A 17,293-nucleotide genomic window follows, 5' to 3' on the forward strand; every position below is an offset into this window, starting at 1 on the left:
TGGTACAATTCTCCAAAACCTTCTGGAGGTTTCTACTTGAAAAGGCCACCGTATAGAGTGTATAGAGGTAAAGGGAAAGAGGAACCTAAAGTTCAGATTCCTGAGGAAATTGACACTCCACAGGCCGAACAGCTCGTCTCCGACCTTTATAAGCTCCTTCACTTTATTTCTAAGCACAGGGCTAAGCTCCTATCGTTTTTACTTTTTGCTCTTACTATCGGAGGATTTTACGTTGGTTATAAATTTTACACCATGAAAGCTGAAATGAAAGCTGCAGAGCTTGTTGATAGAGGAATTTATTACCTTGATAGGGGTAAAGAAGAGAAGGCTCTGAGCTACTTTGAGAGAGCGGTAAAGGAGTATGGGGGAGCTCCCTCCTCAAGGCTTGCCAAGTTCCTGATAGGGAAGATTAAGGGTGAAAGTAGTTACTTGAAAGGCCTTGCCTCCTCAAAGAGTTACCTACTCTCTCCTCCGTCAAAGACTACCCTTTTAACCTGGAGCCTTGATGGAGGTAAACTTCCGAACTACAAAGTTGAGAGGCAGGAGTGGACTCACCCCGAATACTTATACGATAAACTCCTCTTTGCCCTTAAAAGGGGAAATAGGGAAGAGGCTTTTAACATATACAGTGCAATTAAAGGGGACTACGGTTTTCTGCCAATATCCTCACTTGCTGAGAGGTTGATGAAGTGAATTTAAAAGTAGTTGAGGGAGCTCTTAAGGAAGACCTTTTAACGGTTCTCAGGAAGAAAGACACTCCCCACTGGCTCTTTAGGGAGACTTTAGAGAAGCTCGGCCTGCTCCTCATACCTGAAGCTTTAAAGGGGCTTGAACTTAAAAGGGTAGAGGTTGAAACTCCCGTTTCAGAGGGTTTCTCGTACCAGGTTAGCCAAGAGGTTGTCTTTATAGCTATTTTAAGGGCTGGCCTTTCCCTAATACCTCCCGCTATTGGCCTTTATCCTAAGGGAAGGATCGGCTTTATGGGAGTTTACAGGAATGAGGAGACTTTAGAGCCGGTTCCTTACTATAAGAAGTACCCTTTAGTTAGGGGAGCAAGGTACGTCCTCCTTGACCCTATGCTTGCAACCGGTGGGACTGCAAGTTACTGTATAGAGGAGCTCCTTTCTAAGGGTATTAAGGCCGAGCAGTTAACCTTCGTCTCTGTAGTTTCCGCACCTGAAGGGATTGATAGGCTGAAGAGATTTGAGGGTTTAACTTTAGTTACTGCTGCCGTTGATGAAAGGTTAAACGACTACGGCTACATAGTTCCCGGCCTTGGTGATGCCGGAGATAGGTTCTGCGGAACAGACGATGTGGAGGTAGTAGAGGGCTATGGAGTATAGAGCTCTAAGAGGGGTGGAAGACCTTATTCCGCCTGAGAGTTTAAAGTATGAGAGAGTCGTAGATACATTTAAGGAAGTTGTTGAAAGGGCGGGGTTTAGTGAGGTAATCCTTCCTATTTTTGAGGAAGCCAGGCTCTTTACCAGGAGCGTTGGAGAAAGTTCCGACATAGTAAACAAGGAGATGTACGTTTTTGAAGATAAGGGCGGAAGGGTTGTTGCCCTTAGGCCTGAAGGAACTGCTTCAGCCGTAAGGGCTTACGTTGAGCACGGCGTTTACGCTAAGGAGCCCTTTACAAAGTGGTTCTACGTTGGCCCTATGTTCAGGTTTGAAAGGCCTCAAGCAGGGAGGAAGAGGCAGTTTTTCCAGGCTGGGGCCGAGGTCTTCGGCTTTTCACAGCCTGGAGCCGATGCTGAACTGATAAAGGTTGCAGATACGGTTTTGAAGGAGCTCTCAGTTGAGGCGGTCCTTGAGGTTAACTCTATCGGGTGTAGGGAGTGTAGGCCTGCTTACAGGGAAGCTCTCATTAACTTCTTAATGAGTAAGCTTAATTTTCTCTGTCCAGATTGTGTTAGGAGGTTTGAAAAGAATCCTTTAAGGGTCCTCGACTGTAAGAATGAAAGTTGCCAAAAAGTTGTTTCCCAGGCTCCTAAGATTACAGATTACCTCTGTTCTGAATGCAGGGAGCACTACGAGAAGGTTAAAGAGTACCTAAATCTCTTTAAAGTTGAATTTAAAGAGAACCCGTTCCTCGTTAGGGGCCTTGATTACTACACGAGAACGGTCTTTGAGTTTAAGAGCTCCCAACTTGGAGCCCAGAGTACAGTCCTTGCAGGGGGAAGGTACGACTACCTCGTAGAGGAAATTGGAGGCCCTCAGGTTCCGGCCCTTGGCTTTGCCATGGGAATAGATAGGGTTATGCTCCTCATTCCTGAACTTGAGGTTGAAAGGAGAGGAGTTTTCGTAGTAACCAGGGGAGAGGAGGCTTACAGAAGGGGCCTTGAAGTTGTCAACTTCTTAAGGAGTAAAGGTATAAGGGCTGAGATTGACCACAGACAGGGAAGCTTTAAGGCTCAGATGAAGGCTGCAGACCGTTTAAAGGTTAAGTTTGCAGTGATAATAGGCCAGGATGAAGTTGAGGGAGAGTTCTATTCCCTTAAAGAGCTCTCAACCGGTAAACAGGAGAGGGTAGAAAGTCTCAAGGAGCTCCTTGCAAGGTTATGAAGAGGGTTTTAGTTCTTGGTTCAACAGGCTCTATCGGGGAGAGTACTCTAAAAGTTGTAGAGGCTTTTCCTGAAGAGTTTAAAGTTGTAGGTCTTGTTGCCGGTAGGAATAGGGACTCTCTCCTATCCCAGTCTAAAAAGTTTAAACCTGAAGCGGTAGCCCTTTTTGAAGGGGAACTTCCAAATAACCTTCCGTTTAAGGCATTTACAGGCATTGAAGGGATAAGGAGGTTAATTGAGGAGCTTGATTTTGACGTATGCGTAGCTGCAATTTCAGGTTCAGCTGGAATTCTCCCTACCTACTGGGCCGCTAGAAAGGGTAAGAGACTTGCCCTTGCAAATAAGGAGGCCCTAGTCTGTGCCGGTCCTTTTGTAAAGTCAGTTTCTAGGGAGATTATTCCTGTTGATAGTGAACACTCTGCCATTTTCCAGTGCTTAAACGGTGAGAGGCGAGAGAGCGTAGAGGAAATTATCCTTACAGCTTCGGGAGGACCCTTTAGAGAGAGGGAAGACCTTGATAAAGTTAAGCCTGAAGAAGCCCTTAAACATCCTAACTGGAATATGGGAAAGAAGGTAACCATAGATTCTGCCACTTTAATGAATAAAGGGCTTGAGGTAATAGAGGCTTACTGGTTATTTGGATTTCCCTTAGAGAAGATAAAGGCGGTTATTCACCCTCAGAGTATAGTTCACTCAATGGTTAGGTTTGTAGACGGTTCTGTGATCTCCCAGATGGGCGTTCCGGATATGAAGATTCCTATAGTCTATGCCCTTTCCTATCCGGAGAGACTCCCCCTTGGAGAGAAGTTTCCCTCTTTGAACCTTCACTTTTCAGGCTTAAAGCTTGATTTTTACGAGCCGGATACCGGAAAGTTCCCCTGCTTGAAACTTGCCTATGAGAGTTTAGAGAGGGGATACCCTTACCCAATAGTTTTAAACGCTGCAGATGAGGTTGCTGTGGAGCTCTTCTTAAAAGGGAAGATTAAGTTTACCCAGATTCCCGTTCTGATAGAAGAGGTCCTTGAAAGGTCAAACTTCCCAAAACCAGAAAGCATTGAGGATGTTGTTGAAGTAGATAGAAGGGCTAAAGAACTTGCCTGGAAGGTAGCCCGAAAATGGCTTTAGAAAGGGGTATGATTCACGTCTATACCGGGAACGGTAAGGGAAAGACGTCTGCGGCTTTAGGCCTCTGCTTAAGGGCAGTTGGTAGGGGTTTAAGGTGCTGTTTTATCCAGTTTATTAAAGGTGTTCCAACCGGAGAGGTAGAGGCTGCAAAGTACCTTCCGAACTTTGAGTTCTACCAGACTGGAAGGCCCGGTTACGACTTTAGGGTTACTCCGGAGGATTACGAAAGGGCTCAGGAAGGTTTTAAGCTGGCCTGTATGAAAGCTGAGGAGTTTGACGTCCTCGTCCTTGATGAGATTAACGTTGCCGTTCACCTCGGTTTACTGGAGGTTTCTCAGGTCGTTTCCTTCGTTAAAGGAAAACCAACTGAACTTGAGCTTATACTAACTGGCAGGTATGCAAAGCCTGAAGTTATTGAACTTGCAGACTACGTTACTTACTTTCAGCTCCTTAAACACCCTTACTACCAAGGTTTGAAAGCTAGGAAAGGAATTGATTACTAGGAGGTGGTATGAAGTTTTTATCCCTCCTTCTTACACTTCCTCTCTTAACCGGTTGTGTTCCAATCCTTGTTGCTGCTGGTGCCGGAGCGGCCGGAGGTTACGTTGTAGGTAAGAATTACGACGTTAAGGTCAAGTCTCCCGTTGAGGTGAAAAAGAGGAAATGAGGATCTGTGAGGTTTTTGAGTCAATTCAGGGGGAAGGGCTAACCGTTGGAACTCCTTCCTTCTTTATAAGGACCGGAAGGTGTTCTGTAGGCTGTCTCTTCTGCGATACTAAGTACTCCTGGAGTAGCGGTAGAGAGTTAAGAGTTGATGAGATCGTAGATTTAGTTGTTTCTTCAGGTCTACCTGAAGTTGTGATAACCGGTGGAGAACCCTTTGAGGAGGAAGAGCTCCCAGATCTGGTGGAGCTCCTTACGTCGCTTCCTTCCGTTAGGAGAGTTACAGTTGAGACGTGCAGTTACATCTTTAGGGAGCTTCCAAAAAATAAGCTCCACCTCGTCCTCTCTCCCAAACCTCCAACTATGGGGGTTGAGTTCCCCTTGGAGACCCTTTTGAAGTTCCTTGAGTCCTATGAGGACGTTGAGCTTAAGTACACCCTCTATGATGAGAGGGACCTTGACCTCTTTGAGGGTTTCCTCTTTTCCAACTCTAACTTAATTCCTCAACCTGTCGTTCTTCAACCTATCCACCACCCGAAAGAGGACTACGCTGAAACCTTTAAAAGGGTATGGGATATGGTTAGGAGAAGGGAGAGACTGCTTAAATCCTTTGAGGTTCGTTTAATTCCACAAGTTCATAAACTCCTAGGAATGAGGTAGATGTTCTGGCTCTATAACCTTTTCCTGTTAATCTCTATTCCCTTCTTCCCCCTTTTGAAGTTTTTAACAAGGAAGAGGGGAGAAGTTTCACTCATTCGGAGGTTTAGTTCCTCCTTTCCTGGAGGAAGGGGAAAGGTTTTAATTCACTCTTCAAGCGTTGGAGAGGTAAACACTATTAAGCCCCTCGTTGATAAGTTAAGGGGAGAAGTGGCAATTACCACTTTTACTGACTACGGGCTGAGGAGGGCTGGGAAGCTCTATCCCGCTGTTCCAAAGAGGTTGTTGCCTATAGACCTTTACCCGGTTGTCCTTCGGTTCTTAAAGAAAGTAAGGCCTAGGAAAATACTAATCTACGAGACTGAAATTTGGCCCTCCCTTTTAAAGGGAGCTACCGATCTTGGAATTCCCGTTTACTTTGTCAGCGGAAAGGTGGGAGAGAGGACATTCAGAAGGTTAAAGAGGTTTAACTTCCTAAAGGGTTACTTTGAAAAGTGTTACTTCCTCTCCCGTAGTTCCTACGATGCAGAGAGGGCTAAAGAGCTCGGCTTTAAAAAGGTAACTGTTGTTGGAGACTTGAAACTTGACTACTCCCCTCCGAGGGAAGTTCCTCCCCTTGAAATTGAGGGGAAGAGGAAAGTTATTATCTGGGGAAGCACCCATCCGGGGGAGGAGGAGATAGCTGGAGAGCTCCACTTTAAGCTTAAAAAGAGTTTTCCCAACCTCCTAACTGTTATAGCTCCAAGGCACGTTGGCAGGAAGTTTGAGCTCCCCGGGAAGGTTTTAAGGAGGAGCGAGAGTTTAAGGGTTCCAGAAGGGATTGACTTTTACGTTGTCAATACAGTTGGGGAGCTCTCAGGCCTTTACTACTACGCAGACCTGTGCGTAATCGGGGGAAGTTTCGTTCCGGGGATTGGTGGCCACAACCCGGTTGAGAGCGTTGCATTTAGAAAACCTACAGTTATGGGGGAGTTTTCAGATGACTTTAAGGAGCTCGCCCTTGAGCTTAACGTTCCCATTCTAAGAAGGGAGGAGCTCCTTCAGTTCCTCTCTTCTCTTTTAAAGAATCCTGAACTATCTTCAGACCTTGCAGGTTCCTCCTTTAAGCTCTGGAAGGAGAAGAGGGGAGTTTCCGATAGAATTCTCTCTCTAATTGGGGAAGAAGGTGAGTTTAAACGAGATTAGAAGAAAAGTTTTAAATAGAGAAGGCCTTTTCTCACTCCTCTACCCTCTACTCTGGCTTCTTTCAAAGCTCTACTGTGGAGTTTCCTCTTTAAGAAACTACCTTTACGATTCTGGTTTTTTGAACTCAACCTCTTTTGGCCTTCCGGTAGTATCTGTTGGGAATATCGTTGCAGGAGGTAGCGGTAAGACTCCCCTAGTAGAGAGCCTTTACCTATACCTTGAAGAGGCGGGTTTCTCTCCCGCAATAGTTACCAGAGGTTACAGGGGAAAGGAGAAGGGACCTGCTTTTGCAAAACCACAGCCTGAAGTGTTTGGAGATGAGGCTTCAGTTTACGCTCTAAAGGGTTACAGGACTGTTGTATCAAAGGACAAACTGAAAGGTATTGAGTTTGCATTTGAAAAGGGTTCAAATGTAGTTATCCTTGATGACGGCTTTCAGTACAGGAAGGTTAGGCCTACGCTAAACCTAGTTTCAGTTGACCCATTTAACCCCTTTGGAGACGAACACTGCCTTCCCCTTGGTCTTCTGAGGGAGCCGATTTCTTCCCTTGAAAGGGCGGATGCCTTCGTTATAACCAGGGCAAACTTGGTCAGCTCTGAGAGGCTGGAGAGTCTGGAGCTCTTTTTAAAGACCTTTAAAAAGCCGATATTTATCGCACAGCAGCACTTTAAGTTCTGGGTTGACGGTGAGTTTAAGAGGACCCACCCTCCTCAAGGGGAGTTTGTTGACGTCTTCTGCGGAATAGGGAACCCGGACCAGTTTTTAAAGATGATTGTTGATATGGGTTACAGAGTTCGCAACTACTTAGTCTTTGAGGACCACCACGTTTACACCGATGAGGACTTAAAGAGACTATCAGAACTTGAAAACCCTGTAACTACTGAGAAGGACTTAATAAAGCTGAAGGGAAGGTTGAGGAGAGTGAGAGCTCCCGTCTTAAAACTTGAAGCTTACGGTCTTAAAGAGTTTATCCTGGCAAACGTTAAAAACGCACAAAGGAGTAAAGAGGAAAAGCTTGAAGGAGACCTTGCACCTTCTGGAGTATCTAGCTTTAAGCTTTAGCCTAAAGGGTTTGAGGAGCTTAAAGAGAGAAAGGGCAATTTCTATTGCAAGGGGACTTGGAGAACTCCTTTATAACTACCCGCGAGTTAAGAGGGTCTGTCGAGAGAACCTTGAGTTTACCGGTTTTCCCCTTAAGGTCGGTAAGGAGAGCTTTAAGAACTTCCTTGTCTGTGCCGTTGATTTTCTAAAGTCTCCAGATTACTCCCTTTCCTACCTTAAATCTCTCTTTTACCCGGTTGATATTTCCTCCCTTCCCGCAGAAGGGGGAATTTTCCTAACTGCCCACATCGGCAACTGGGAGCTTATGGGAGCTCTGTGTTCTAAGCTATCAGGGGGTAGGCTCTCAGTAGTTGCAAAGCCTATGAAGAACAGAAGGGTTGACTCCCTTATAAACTCAATTCGCAGTAGCTGGGGGATAAAGGTTATTCCAACCGGCAGGGGAGTTGAGGTTTTAAGGGACTTAAAGAGGAGGCGATTTGTTGGAATTCTCCTTGACCAGAGGCCAAAGGTGAGTGAAGGAGTTTTAACCCAGTTCCTCGGTAGGAAAACCTATACAAATAAAGGAGTTGCCTTAATTTCTTTAAAGAGCGGAAAGCCCGTAATTCCAGCCTTCTGCTTTATTGAAAACGGCAGGTACAAGGTTGAGATTGGAGAGCCCATATACCCTGATGGTAGCGTTGAAGAGCTGACCCAAAAGTACACGAGTGCAATTGAAGAGGCTGTTAGAAAGCACCCTGAACAGTGGTTCTGGTTCCATAGGAGGTGGAAGAACTCCCCAGAGTTTAAGGAGTGGAGAAGTGAAAGGTTTTCTAAGGAACGTTAGGCTCTTCTTTATCGGGGCTCTCGGCTTTGATAACGCAACTGATAAACTCAGAAAGAGAGCCCTATACAAAGACCTTGACCTTCTAACCCTGATTTTGAGTGACGAGATTGGAATTCCAAATCCACTCTACTATCACACTGTGGAGCTCCTTCCCTACCTATCTTCGGAAGTTGATGCCTGGAGGGAGAGTGAGAAGGCTTCAATCCTGTGGAGGGTCTTAGGTGAAATCGGTGAACCTTAAAGGTTTTAACGTCTTTTTCCTCTCTGGAAAGGGAGGAGTCGGTAAATCAACACTTTCAACTTCCTTAGCCCTTTCCCTATCAAAGAAAGGATTTAAAACTCTCTTAGTTTCCCTTGACCCCGCCCACTCCCTCTCAATCCTCCTTAAAGAGGAACTTGGGGGCTCCCCGACGCAAGTAATTCAAAACCTTTTTTCACTTGAGGTTGACCTTGAAAGGAGTATGAGGGAGTACCTAAAGAGAGTTGAGAAAGAGGCTGAGAAGATAGTTAGCCCTGCTTTAATTGGGAACGTAAAGAACCAGATAGAGCTTGCCTACTACTCTCCAGGAGCTCTTGAGCTTGCAGCTGTTGACTCAATATACCAGATAATGAGGAAATATGAGGGGAACTTTGAGAAGTTCGTCTTTGATACTGCCCCTTCGGGCTATACAGTTCGCCTTATGGCCTCTCCCGATAAGCTTTTAAACTGGGTTGATTCCCTAATAAAGATGAGGGAGGAATCTCTAAAGTATAGGAAGATGGCAGGGGAACCGGTTGGGAGGGACCCTGTAGTAGAAGTCCTTAGGAGAAGGAGGGAGGAGTACAGTTTCCTTGGGAAGGTCTTTAAGAGCCCTAAAACCTTCTTTGGAGTTGTTGTAAATCCGGGAAAACTTTCACTTGAGATAGGAAAGAGGACAGTTGAAGAGCTTGAGAGGGCGGGAGTTAGGGTAAATCTAATCCTTGCAAACAGATTCCAAGGGAAAGGAGGAAACCTCTTTGGTAAGCCTACCCTTTACTTTCCTCCTTTAAAGGAGGAGCCGATAGGGATTGAATCTTTAGAGCCCTTTGTTGAGCTCTTTCTAAAAGTCCTTTAAAGTTTGCAAATTTTCCCCTTTTGCCTACCCTTAATGGTAAAGACTTTAGGTAAGGAGAGGCTTTGAAGAGAGTAGCTTTCTATACTCTAGGCTGTAAGATGAACTTCCATGAGACCGCCTACATGGAGGAGAGGTTTAAGGACGCTGGGTACAGGATAGTTCCCTTTAGCGAGGAGGCTGACGTTTACGTCATAAATACCTGTACGGTTACCTCAGTTGCAGATTCAAAGTCAAGGAAGGCGATAAGGAGAGCAAAGAGTAGGAACCCTAACGCTTTAGTTGTCGTTACCGGGTGTTACAGTGAAGTTTACCCTGAGGAAGTTGAGAAAGTTAAAGAGGCCGACTTTATAACCGGGAACGTTGAGAAGTTCAATATCGTTGATCTTGTTGAGAGGAGGTTAAAGGGAGAACTTCCAAGGACTTACGTTAAAGGAGTTTGGAAGGAGAAAATATTTTACCCTTTAACAATTCGCCACTACGAGGGTAAGAGTAGGGCTTTCCTCAAAGTTCAGCAGGGGTGTGAGCTCTTCTGTACGTACTGCATAATTCCAAAGGCAAGGGGGAGAATGGTTAGCCTTCCGCCTGAGGAGGTCTTAAGGCAGGTAAAGGAGCTCGTTGATTCAGGCTATAAAGAGATAGTCCTTACCGGTACTCACCTTGGAGCTTATGGAAGGGAGTTCCCCGGCTGGAGTTTGGCAAGGCTGGTTGAGGAGATCGTTAAACTCCCCCTTTACAGGTTAAGGCTCTCTTCGGTAGAGCCTATAGAGTTTACCCCTCACCTTGTAGACGTTGTGACCAGTTCAGAGAAGGTTGCTCCCCACTTCCACATTCCCCTCCAGAGCGGAAGTAGAACGGTTCTTGAGAGGATGAAAAGGCGCTACTCACCTGAGGACTACGTAAAGGTTGTTGAGGAAATCCTTAAGAGGAGGCCCGATTCCTGCATAGGAACCGACGTTATGGTCGGATTTCCCGGTGAAACAGAGGAGGAGTTTAAAGGGACTTTAGAGCTTGTTGAGTCCCTTCCCTTTGGATACCTCCACGTTTTCCCCTACTCAAAGAGGAAGGGAACTGTTGCTGCAAAGTTAAAGGACTCGGTTCCTCCTGAAGTTAAAAAGGAGAGGGCTTCAGTTTTGAGGGGGATCGGCAGGGAGAAGAGCTTAGAGTATAGAAGGAGGTTTTTAGGAAGGGAGCTCCCTGCAGTAGTCCTTTCTGAAGTGGAGGGAGGTAAGAGTACCGCCCTTACTGATAACTATATAAGGGTCATTTTAGATAGGAGGTTTGAACCGGGGAAAGTTGTTAAGGTAAGGCTGAAAGAGGTAGGCCAGAAGAGAGAGGAGAACTATGGAGAGGTCGTTAGTTGAGCCCTTTTACGTTATGAGAGTCCTTGAAAAGGCGAAGGAGATTGAGAAGGAGGGGAAGGAGGTTATCCACCTTGAAATAGGAGAACCGGATTTACCGGTTCCAAAGAGAGTTAAGGAAAAGGCTAAGGAGTTCTTGAGTAGATTTGAGCAGAAGTACACTGAAAGCGCTGGAATTTACCCCCTCAGGGAGGAGATAGCCAGGTATTACTGTGAAACTTACCAAGTAGAAGTAGAGCCTGAGAACGTTGTTATTACTCCCGGTAGTTCTCCCGGGCTTTTAGCCGTTTTAAAGGTAGTTTCTGAGAGAATTGGACAAATCTCCTATTCAGATCCCGGTTATCCCTGCTATAAGAACATGCTTAACCTACTCTTTTCTGAAGGGAGGGCGGTTCCTGTTTCCCCTGAGAGTTCCTTTAAAGTTCTGCCTCAGCAGGTTGAAACTCCAGCCCTCATAGTTAACTCTCCCTCTAACCCAACCGGTGTTGTATATACGTTAGAAGAACTCAAAGCCCTTTCGGAGAAGGCCTTTTTGGTAAGCGATGAGATTTACCACGGCCTTACCTACTTTGAGAGGGCTCCAAGCGTCCTGGAAGTTACAGATAGGTGCGTAGTTGTAAACGGCTTTTCAAAGTTTTTCCTCATGACAGGTTGGAGGTTAGGGTGGTTAATCCTCCCTGATGAGCTCGTTTCAGACGTAACGGCAATCCTTCAGAACACCGTAATATCACCTTCTACCCTCTCCCAGTACTCTGCACTTGCCTGCTTTGAAAAGGAGGTCCTTGAAGAGTTAAGGTCGAACGTTGAAGTCTTTAAGGAGAGAAGGGAGGTCCTCTTAAAGGGCTTAAAGGAGGTGGGCTTTAAAGTTCCTTCAGAGCCACAGGGAGCTTTCTACGTTTACGCTGACGTTTCAGATTTTACGGAGGACTCCTTTAGTTTTGCCTTTGAGCTCCTTGAGAAAGTTGGAGTTGCTGTAACTCCAGGTAGGGATTTCGGTTACAATAGAACCAACGAATTTATAAGGTTTTCCTTCTGTACGTCTGTTGAAAATATAGAAAAAGCCCTTGAGAGGCTCTACTCTTACTTGAGGTAGGGAGTGGGAAGGAAAAGGGAAATAGAGAGGGTAATTCCTCGCCAGTACAGCCAGGAAAAGGTCCTTGAAATCTTAATGAAGTTCAGAGCTCCCCTCATCGTCGGCCTCATTACCATAATGGTCTCAACTGTTGGTTACATGTTGATTTCGGGGGTTGACCTCTTAAAGGCCTTTTACATGACGATCCTTACCGTTACGACGATAGGCTACGGTGAGATGTGGGATATGTCTGTCAAGGACAGGGTTTTTAACCTTGCCGTGATGACTATCGGCGTCGGCGCTGTAATGGGATACTCAATTGCAGTTCTGATCAACATAGTAACGAGCGGTGAAGTGAAAAAAATTTTGAGGTTCAGGAAGATGGTTTCGGATATATCTGCTTTAAAGGGCCACTACATAATATTTGGTTTTAACGACTACGTTGTTCACCTTTTAAAGGAGCTCCGCTACCACAAAATTCCGGTAGTTATAGTTGACCCTTCAGACGGCCTTGAAGAGTTTGCAAAGGAGCACTCAATAAAGTACTACTTAAAGCTTGACCCTACAGATGAGAACTCACTTATCCTTGCAAACGTTCAGTCTGCAGTCGGAGCTATTGTAGCGACGAAGGATGACTATAAAAACCTTGCTATAACCCTCACAGTTAAGAACGTTGTTTCCAAGTACAACATCTACCCCTTCTTCATTATAGGCCTTGTTAAGAGGGAAGAGTTTAAGGATAAGTTAAAGCTCGTAGGGGCAGACTACGTAGAGACTATTCCTGCAATAATCTCAAAGAGGGTGGCAATCCTTGCTAGGAAGCCCCCAATATTTGGTGAAAGGTCCCTCCTAGAAGAAATCTTCTTCGGGGAGCGTACTTACATAGATATTGAAGAGCTCGTAGTTCAGCCTGACTCTCCGGTAATAGGTAAAAGTTTAAAGGAACTTGAGCTGAGGAAGAGGTTTGGAATAACCGTTGTAGCCATTAAAAAGAGGGACGGCAAAATAATTTACACTCCCGGAGGGGACGTTGTTATAGAACCCTTGGACGTTCTGGTTATAGTGGCTCCTAAGAAGATGATAGATGAGGCGGTCAAGAAGCTATTTAAGGGGAGGATAGTTTCAAGGAGTGCAATGCTTAAGAGGAAACTTAAGGAGAGGTTAGGATAGATGGACTGGGGTAAAGTAGGAACTGCATTCTTTGTGATGATGTCCCTTACAACTACTGTGGGCTTCGTTTACGACGGAGATCCTTACGAACTTTTGGCTTCAGTTATCTTTAACCTCGTTGCAACACTTTTGAAGCTTGGGAGTAAAAAAACCTTAAGTGCAGAGCTCCTTGCAACGAGCCTTGCTGCCGACCTCCACCTTATACCCGCCTTAATTTTCTACCAGATGGGTTCAAGAGCCTCCTTAGTTGAGGCCCTTGCTTGGGGAGCTCTCGTAGCAAACGTCTTTTCTGTAGTTCTCCTTATAGTGGAGACCGTCATGGAGGCTAGAGAGGAGGAGTGGTGGTAAAATCTTAGCCCTGAGAGAAAAAGCGGAGGTTAAAGATGTTAACAGGGAACTTTCCCCAGCTAAGGCTTAGAAGGTTGAGGAAGAACGAAAACATTAGGAGAATGGTTAGAGAAACAATTTTAACTCCTAACGACTTCATCTACCCAATCTTTGTAGTTGACGGGGAGAATATCAAGGAAGAGATTCCTTCAATGCCCGGGCAGTTTAGGTACTCAATAGATAGACTTCCCGAGATCCTGTCTCAAGTTGAGGAACTTGGAATACCTGCCGTAATTCTCTTTGGAATTCCATCCCACAAGGACGAGCTAGGTTCTGACTCCTACTCTGAAAGGGGAATAATTCAGAGGGCCGTAAGGAAAATAAAGCAGGAGTTTCCTAACATCTACGTTATAACTGACGTCTGTTTCTGTGAGTATACAACTCACGGCCACTGCGGTTATCTTGCCTGTTCTGGGGAGGTCTGCGACGTTGATAACGATAGGACCTTGGAGCTCCTAAAGAAACAGGTTGTTTCCCACGCCCAGGCAGGGGCAGACATGGTTGCCCCTTCTGGAATGATGGACGGAATGATAAAGGCAATTAGGGAAGCTCTTGATGGAGCTGGTTTTACGGATATTCCGATAATGTCATACGCCGCAAAGTACGCCTCAGCCTACTACGGTCCCTTTAGGGACGCTGCAGAGTCGGCTCCGGCCTTTGGGGATAGGCGTTCCTACCAGATGGATCCTGCAAACTCCGACGAGGCTTTAAGGGAGGTTGCCCTTGATATTAAAGAGGGAGCAGATATAGTTATGGTTAAGCCGGCCCTTGCATACCTTGACGTGATAAGGAGGGTTAAGAATACGTTTAAGTACCCGACTGCTGCCTACAACGTAAGCGGTGAGTACTCAATGGTTAAGGCTGCGGCCCTTAAAGGCTGGGTAGATGAAAGGAGAATAGTTATTGAAACTTTAACTTCCATAAAGAGGGCTGGTGCCGATTTAATCCTTACTTACCATGCCCTTGATGCTGCAAGGTGGCTTAGAGAGGGGTAGTTCTTGCTATTGTCCCCCTTAAAGCATATAATTGCCTGCGAAAAACCTAAAGAAAGGAGGCGATGCTTTATGGCAACAGTTTACGTCCGCGACGGTGAGCCCTTTGAGAAGGCCTTAAAGAGGTTTAAGAAGCTCTGCGAAAGAGAAGGAATCCTCACAGAGATTAAGAGGAGAGAGTACTACGAGAAGCCCTCTGAGAAGAGAAAGAGAAAGGCTATGGCGGCCAGGAAGAGGTTAATTAAGGCCCTCAAGAAGCGCGGACTCTTACCACCTAAGGGTAAGAAGAAGAAAAAGTAAGGAGAGAGAATGAGCCTTAAGGAAAGGTTGAAAGAGGATATGAAGGCAGCCTTAAAGGCCAAGGATAAGGAGAAGCTCTCTGTAATTAGGATGCTTCAGGCTCTAATAAAGAACGCTGAGATTGATAAGAGAGGAGAGCTTACCGACGAAGAGATTATCTCTCTCCTCCAGAAGTACGCAAAGCAGAGGAGAGAGTCTATAGAGATGTACGAAAAGGGCGGAAGGCAGGACCTTGTTGAGAAGGAGAAGAGGGAGCTTGAGATTGTAGAGAGCTACCTCCCCAAGCAGATGAGCGAAGAGGAGATAAGGGAGCTTGTAGCTGAGGTTATTAAGGAAGTTGGAGCTTCCTCTCCTAAAGACCTCGGCAAGGTTATGCAGGCTGTAATGCCGAAGGTAAAAGGCAGGGCTAATGGTTCACTGGTTAACAGAGTTGTTAGGGAACTTCTTGCCCAAGGTTAGGTTTTGTTATACTATCTATTTAGAAGTGGTTAGTTCCGGCGCCTTCACTCCTTTGGTGATTGGAGGGGGGTCTTCATACTGATGTTCAAAGGAGTGGGGCGCCAACTTGAATACGATAAGCTCCTCTATGAAACTTCTCGCCTTGCAAAAAGTTCTGCAGGAAAGGATAGGGTTCTTTCACTTCAACCTTCGGTAAACTACCAGGAAGTTAATAGGAACTTAGAGCTAACAGACTCTTTCGTTAAACTCCTAAAAGAGAGGACTCTACCCCTTGAGACCTTTCCCGACGTTTCACCTCTAATTGAAAAGCTGAAAGTTGAAGGGTCCGTTCTATCGGTTGAGGAGCTCTTAAACCTCCTTAAACTCCTTGAGCAGTCAAGGGTTTTGAAGAACTTCTTTAAAAACCTTCCTGAGCACCTTTCCAGGATCTCCTTCTACTCTGAAAGGTTAACAGGTGGTGGTGAGCTCCTAGAAAGGTTAAGGGAAAGCGTAGACGAAAGCGGTGAGATACTTGATACAGCTTCGCCACAGCTGAGGAGCATAAGAAAAAACATCTCTACAGTCTCATCACGGATAAAAGAGAGGTTAAACTCATTAGTTAATCGCCACGAGGATATCTGTCCAGACAGGATTATTACGGAGAGGGAAGGTAGGTACGTTATTCTCGTTAAGCCCCACTTTAGGAAGAGGTTTCAGGCAATAGTTCACGACCGCTCTTCAAGTGGCCAAACCTTCTACGTTGAGCCTCTGAGTGTCGTTGAGCTGAACAACAGGCTCAGGGAGCTTAAGAGGGAAGAGGCTGAGGAGGTAAGGAGGGTTTTAAGGGAGCTCTCAAACCTTGCCCGCTCCTACTTATCTGAAATTGAGAGTTCCTTTAAGGCTTTAGTAGAGATTGACTTCCGATACGCCGTTGCTTACATGAGCTTAAAGTTGTCGGGAACTTTTCCGACCTTTGGCAGGGAGTTTAACCTTAAAGGAGCAAAGCACCCTCTATTAATCCTTACAGGTAAAGAAGTTGTTCCGGTTGACCTAAAGCTTAAAAGGGGCCTTGTTATAACCGGTCCAAACACAGGAGGTAAAACTGTCTCCCTTAAGACTCTCGGCCTTCTATCAATGATGGCTCAGAGCGGCTTTTTAATTCCTGCCCAGGAAGGGAGCTCCCTCCTCTTTGTAAGAAAGTGGTTTTCTGATATCGGAGATGAGCAGAGTATAGAGCAGTCCCTCTCAACTTTCAGCTCCCACGTTAAGAGGATAGGTGAGATTTTGAGGGAAGTTGATGAGGACTCACTAGTCCTCCTTGACGAGCTTGGGGCCGGGACGGATCCCGTTGAAGGTTCAGCCCTTGCAGTTGCGATCCTTAAGTACTTAAAAGATAAGAAGGCAAAGGTAGTTGCAACTACCCACTTTACTCCGGTAAAGCTCTACGCCTATAAGGACGATTACTACGACGTTGCCTCAGTTCTCTTTGATGAAGAGAGCCTAAAGCCCCTCTATAAGCTTGCCTACGGCGTTGTAGGTAAGAGCTACGCTCTCATAGTAGCTAAGAGGTACGGTATCCCCGAAGAGGTTGTAGAGACCGCAAGGTCTTTGATGGGGGCTGAGGATAGAATGGCTGAAGAGATAATTGAGGCCCTTGAGAGAGAGTATAAGAAACTCGTTGAGGAGAGGAGGGAGGTTGAGAGGTTAAAGAGGGAGCTTAAGGAGAAAGAGGAGGAGCTCTTTAGGAAGGAGAGGACTTTAAGGGAAGAGCACTCAAGGAAGCTAAAGGAGTTTATTGAGGAGTTAAGGAGTAAGACTGAGGAGATACTAAAGGAGAGGGAAGCTTCAAAGGCAAGGGAAAAGCTTAGGAAGTTGGTTATAACTGCGAAAAACAGGGCAAAACTTGAGGAAGAGGTTAAGCCTAAGGGGGAGATTAAGGTTGGTGATTTGGTAAAGGTTCTCCCTTCAGGGAGGAAAGGAAGGGTTATTGAGGTATCTGGAAAGAAGGCAAAGGTCTTGATAGGTCCTATGAAGGTTGACGTTAAGCTTTCAAACTTAGTTAAAGTTGAAGAAGTTCCAAAGGAAGAGAGTTTAGGAGTTAGCGTTCCGGTTCCGAATAGATTCTTCCCTGAGATTAAGCTTCTTGGTATGAGGGGGGAAGAGGCCATAAGGGCCCTTGAGGAGTTCCTTGACGATGCTTTGATTGTGGGAGCTAAAGAGGTAAAAGTCGTTCACGGTTACGGTGAGGGAATTCTAAAGAGGCTTGTAAGGGAGTATTTAAAGGAGTCTCCCTACGTTAAGTCCTTCCGTTCCGGAGGCCCTCAGGAGGGAGGAGATGGAGTAACTATCGTTGAGCTCAAGTAGCCTTCCCCAAGTTCCACTTCAGGAAATAAATTTTCAAC

At 45.8% G+C, this 17,293-nt stretch carries 20 protein-coding genes; all 20 read left to right on the top strand.

The window, feature by feature from the left end; all coding sequences use genetic code 11:
* Positions 1 to 36 precede the first annotated feature (36 nt).
* The 20 genes from C7457_RS01925 to C7457_RS02015 all read left to right on the top strand — a co-directional run bounded on the left by C7457_RS01925 (position 37) and on the right by C7457_RS02015 (position 17,255).
* The gene (locus tag C7457_RS01925) at positions 37 to 693 is read left to right on the top strand and encodes a hypothetical protein (RefSeq protein ID WP_147422178.1); all 657 of its coding nucleotides are present in this window, start codon (positions 37 to 39) and stop codon (positions 691 to 693) included.
* On the top strand, positions 690 to 1,343 hold the full coding sequence (gene upp / locus C7457_RS01930; protein WP_121169755.1) for a uracil phosphoribosyltransferase: 654 nt from the start codon (positions 690 to 692) through the stop codon (positions 1,341 to 1,343). The genes C7457_RS01925 and upp overlap by 4 nt, the downstream gene beginning before the upstream one ends.
* Complete coding sequence (gene hisS, locus C7457_RS01935; RefSeq protein WP_121169756.1) at positions 1,333 to 2,565, top strand: histidine--tRNA ligase; 1,233 nt, start codon at positions 1,333 to 1,335, stop codon at positions 2,563 to 2,565. The genes upp and hisS overlap by 11 nt, the downstream gene beginning before the upstream one ends.
* Positions 2,562 to 3,689 carry a 1-deoxy-D-xylulose-5-phosphate reductoisomerase gene (gene dxr, locus C7457_RS01940; protein ID WP_121169757.1) on the top strand — a complete coding sequence of 376 codons (1,128 nt, stop codon included), beginning with the start codon at positions 2,562 to 2,564 and terminating at the stop codon, positions 3,687 to 3,689. Before hisS ends, dxr begins: the two co-directional genes overlap by 4 nt.
* Positions 3,680 to 4,192 carry a cob(I)yrinic acid a,c-diamide adenosyltransferase gene (locus C7457_RS01945; RefSeq protein WP_121169758.1) on the top strand — a complete coding sequence of 171 codons (513 nt, stop codon included), beginning with the start codon at positions 3,680 to 3,682 and terminating at the stop codon, positions 4,190 to 4,192. The genes dxr and C7457_RS01945 overlap by 10 nt, the downstream gene beginning before the upstream one ends.
* A gap of 8 nt (positions 4,193 to 4,200) precedes the next feature.
* Positions 4,201 to 4,356: a hypothetical protein gene (locus C7457_RS08740; protein ID WP_170137323.1), complete on the top strand. Its 156-nt coding sequence runs from the start codon at positions 4,201 to 4,203 to the stop codon at positions 4,354 to 4,356.
* Positions 4,353 to 5,012, top strand: a complete 660-nt coding sequence (locus tag C7457_RS01950; RefSeq protein WP_121169759.1) for a 7-carboxy-7-deazaguanine synthase QueE — start codon at positions 4,353 to 4,355, stop codon at positions 5,010 to 5,012. Before C7457_RS08740 ends, C7457_RS01950 begins: the two co-directional genes overlap by 4 nt.
* Positions 5,013 to 6,194: a 3-deoxy-D-manno-octulosonic acid transferase gene (locus C7457_RS01955; protein WP_121169760.1), complete on the top strand. Its 1,182-nt coding sequence runs from the start codon at positions 5,013 to 5,015 to the stop codon at positions 6,192 to 6,194.
* Positions 6,175 to 7,257: a tetraacyldisaccharide 4'-kinase gene (gene lpxK, locus C7457_RS01960; protein ID WP_121169761.1), complete on the top strand. Its 1,083-nt coding sequence runs from the start codon at positions 6,175 to 6,177 to the stop codon at positions 7,255 to 7,257. Before C7457_RS01955 ends, lpxK begins: the two co-directional genes overlap by 20 nt.
* Positions 7,211 to 8,080, top strand: a complete 870-nt coding sequence (locus C7457_RS01965; RefSeq protein WP_121169762.1) for a lysophospholipid acyltransferase family protein — start codon at positions 7,211 to 7,213, stop codon at positions 8,078 to 8,080. Before lpxK ends, C7457_RS01965 begins: the two co-directional genes overlap by 47 nt.
* Positions 8,055 to 8,321, top strand: coding sequence for a DUF7990 family protein (locus C7457_RS01970; protein WP_121169763.1), 267 nt, complete (start codon positions 8,055 to 8,057; stop codon positions 8,319 to 8,321). The genes C7457_RS01965 and C7457_RS01970 overlap by 26 nt, the downstream gene beginning before the upstream one ends.
* Complete coding sequence (locus C7457_RS01975; RefSeq protein ID WP_121169764.1) at positions 8,302 to 9,174, top strand: ArsA family ATPase; 873 nt, start codon at positions 8,302 to 8,304, stop codon at positions 9,172 to 9,174. The genes C7457_RS01970 and C7457_RS01975 overlap by 20 nt, the downstream gene beginning before the upstream one ends.
* 62 nt (positions 9,175 to 9,236) lie before the next feature.
* Complete coding sequence (mtaB, locus tag C7457_RS01980) at positions 9,237 to 10,535, top strand: tRNA (N(6)-L-threonylcarbamoyladenosine(37)-C(2))-methylthiotransferase MtaB (RefSeq protein ID WP_121169765.1); 1,299 nt, start codon at positions 9,237 to 9,239, stop codon at positions 10,533 to 10,535.
* Entirely contained in the window at positions 10,516 to 11,625 is a 1,110-nt protein-coding gene (locus tag C7457_RS01985) for an aminotransferase class I/II-fold pyridoxal phosphate-dependent enzyme (protein WP_121169766.1), read from the top strand. The genes mtaB and C7457_RS01985 overlap by 20 nt, the downstream gene beginning before the upstream one ends.
* Positions 11,626 to 11,628: 3 nt before the next feature.
* A complete protein-coding gene (locus C7457_RS01990) occupies positions 11,629 to 12,774 on the top strand; it encodes a potassium channel family protein (RefSeq protein WP_121169767.1) in 1,146 nt (381 codons plus the stop codon).
* Entirely contained in the window at positions 12,775 to 13,122 is a 348-nt protein-coding gene (locus tag C7457_RS01995; protein ID WP_121169768.1) for a DUF6394 family protein, read from the top strand.
* A gap of 35 nt (positions 13,123 to 13,157) precedes the next feature.
* On the top strand, positions 13,158 to 14,156 hold the full coding sequence (gene hemB / locus C7457_RS02000; protein ID WP_121169769.1) for a porphobilinogen synthase: 999 nt from the start codon (positions 13,158 to 13,160) through the stop codon (positions 14,154 to 14,156).
* A gap of 69 nt (positions 14,157 to 14,225) precedes the next feature.
* Complete coding sequence (gene rpsU, locus C7457_RS02005; RefSeq protein ID WP_013537281.1) at positions 14,226 to 14,453, top strand: 30S ribosomal protein S21; 228 nt, start codon at positions 14,226 to 14,228, stop codon at positions 14,451 to 14,453.
* Positions 14,454 to 14,462: 9 nt separating this feature from the next.
* Positions 14,463 to 14,912, top strand: coding sequence for a GatB/YqeY domain-containing protein (locus tag C7457_RS02010; RefSeq protein WP_121169770.1), 450 nt, complete (start codon positions 14,463 to 14,465; stop codon positions 14,910 to 14,912).
* Between the two features lie 81 nt (positions 14,913 to 14,993).
* A complete protein-coding gene (locus tag C7457_RS02015; RefSeq protein ID WP_121169771.1) occupies positions 14,994 to 17,255 on the top strand; it encodes an endonuclease MutS2 in 2,262 nt (753 codons plus the stop codon).
* The last annotated feature ends 38 nt before the right edge of the window (positions 17,256 to 17,293 follow it).

This window comes from Thermovibrio guaymasensis (assembly GCF_003633715.1).
Lineage (GTDB): Bacteria > Aquificota > Aquificia > Desulfurobacteriales > Desulfurobacteriaceae > Thermovibrio > Thermovibrio guaymasensis.

Coding starts and splice junctions, on each gene's coding strand:
- hisS (WP_121169756.1), top strand. CDS start 1,333: ATGGAGTATAGAGCTCTAAGAGGGGTGGAAGACCTTATTCCGCCTGAG.
- dxr (WP_121169757.1), top strand. CDS start 2,562: ATGAAGAGGGTTTTAGTTCTTGGTTCAACAGGCTCTATCGGGGAGAGT.
- C7457_RS01945 (WP_121169758.1), top strand. CDS start 3,680: ATGGCTTTAGAAAGGGGTATGATTCACGTCTATACCGGGAACGGTAAG.
- C7457_RS08740 (WP_170137323.1), top strand. CDS start 4,201: ATGAAGTTTTTATCCCTCCTTCTTACACTTCCTCTCTTAACCGGTTGT.
- C7457_RS01950 (WP_121169759.1), top strand. CDS start 4,353: ATGAGGATCTGTGAGGTTTTTGAGTCAATTCAGGGGGAAGGGCTAACC.
- C7457_RS01955 (WP_121169760.1), top strand. CDS start 5,013: ATGTTCTGGCTCTATAACCTTTTCCTGTTAATCTCTATTCCCTTCTTC.
- C7457_RS01985 (WP_121169766.1), top strand. CDS start 10,516: ATGGAGAGGTCGTTAGTTGAGCCCTTTTACGTTATGAGAGTCCTTGAA.
- C7457_RS01995 (WP_121169768.1), top strand. CDS start 12,775: ATGGACTGGGGTAAAGTAGGAACTGCATTCTTTGTGATGATGTCCCTT.
- hemB (WP_121169769.1), top strand. CDS start 13,158: ATGTTAACAGGGAACTTTCCCCAGCTAAGGCTTAGAAGGTTGAGGAAG.
- rpsU (WP_013537281.1), top strand. CDS start 14,226: ATGGCAACAGTTTACGTCCGCGACGGTGAGCCCTTTGAGAAGGCCTTA.
- C7457_RS02010 (WP_121169770.1), top strand. CDS start 14,463: ATGAGCCTTAAGGAAAGGTTGAAAGAGGATATGAAGGCAGCCTTAAAG.
- C7457_RS02015 (WP_121169771.1), top strand. CDS start 14,994: ATGTTCAAAGGAGTGGGGCGCCAACTTGAATACGATAAGCTCCTCTAT.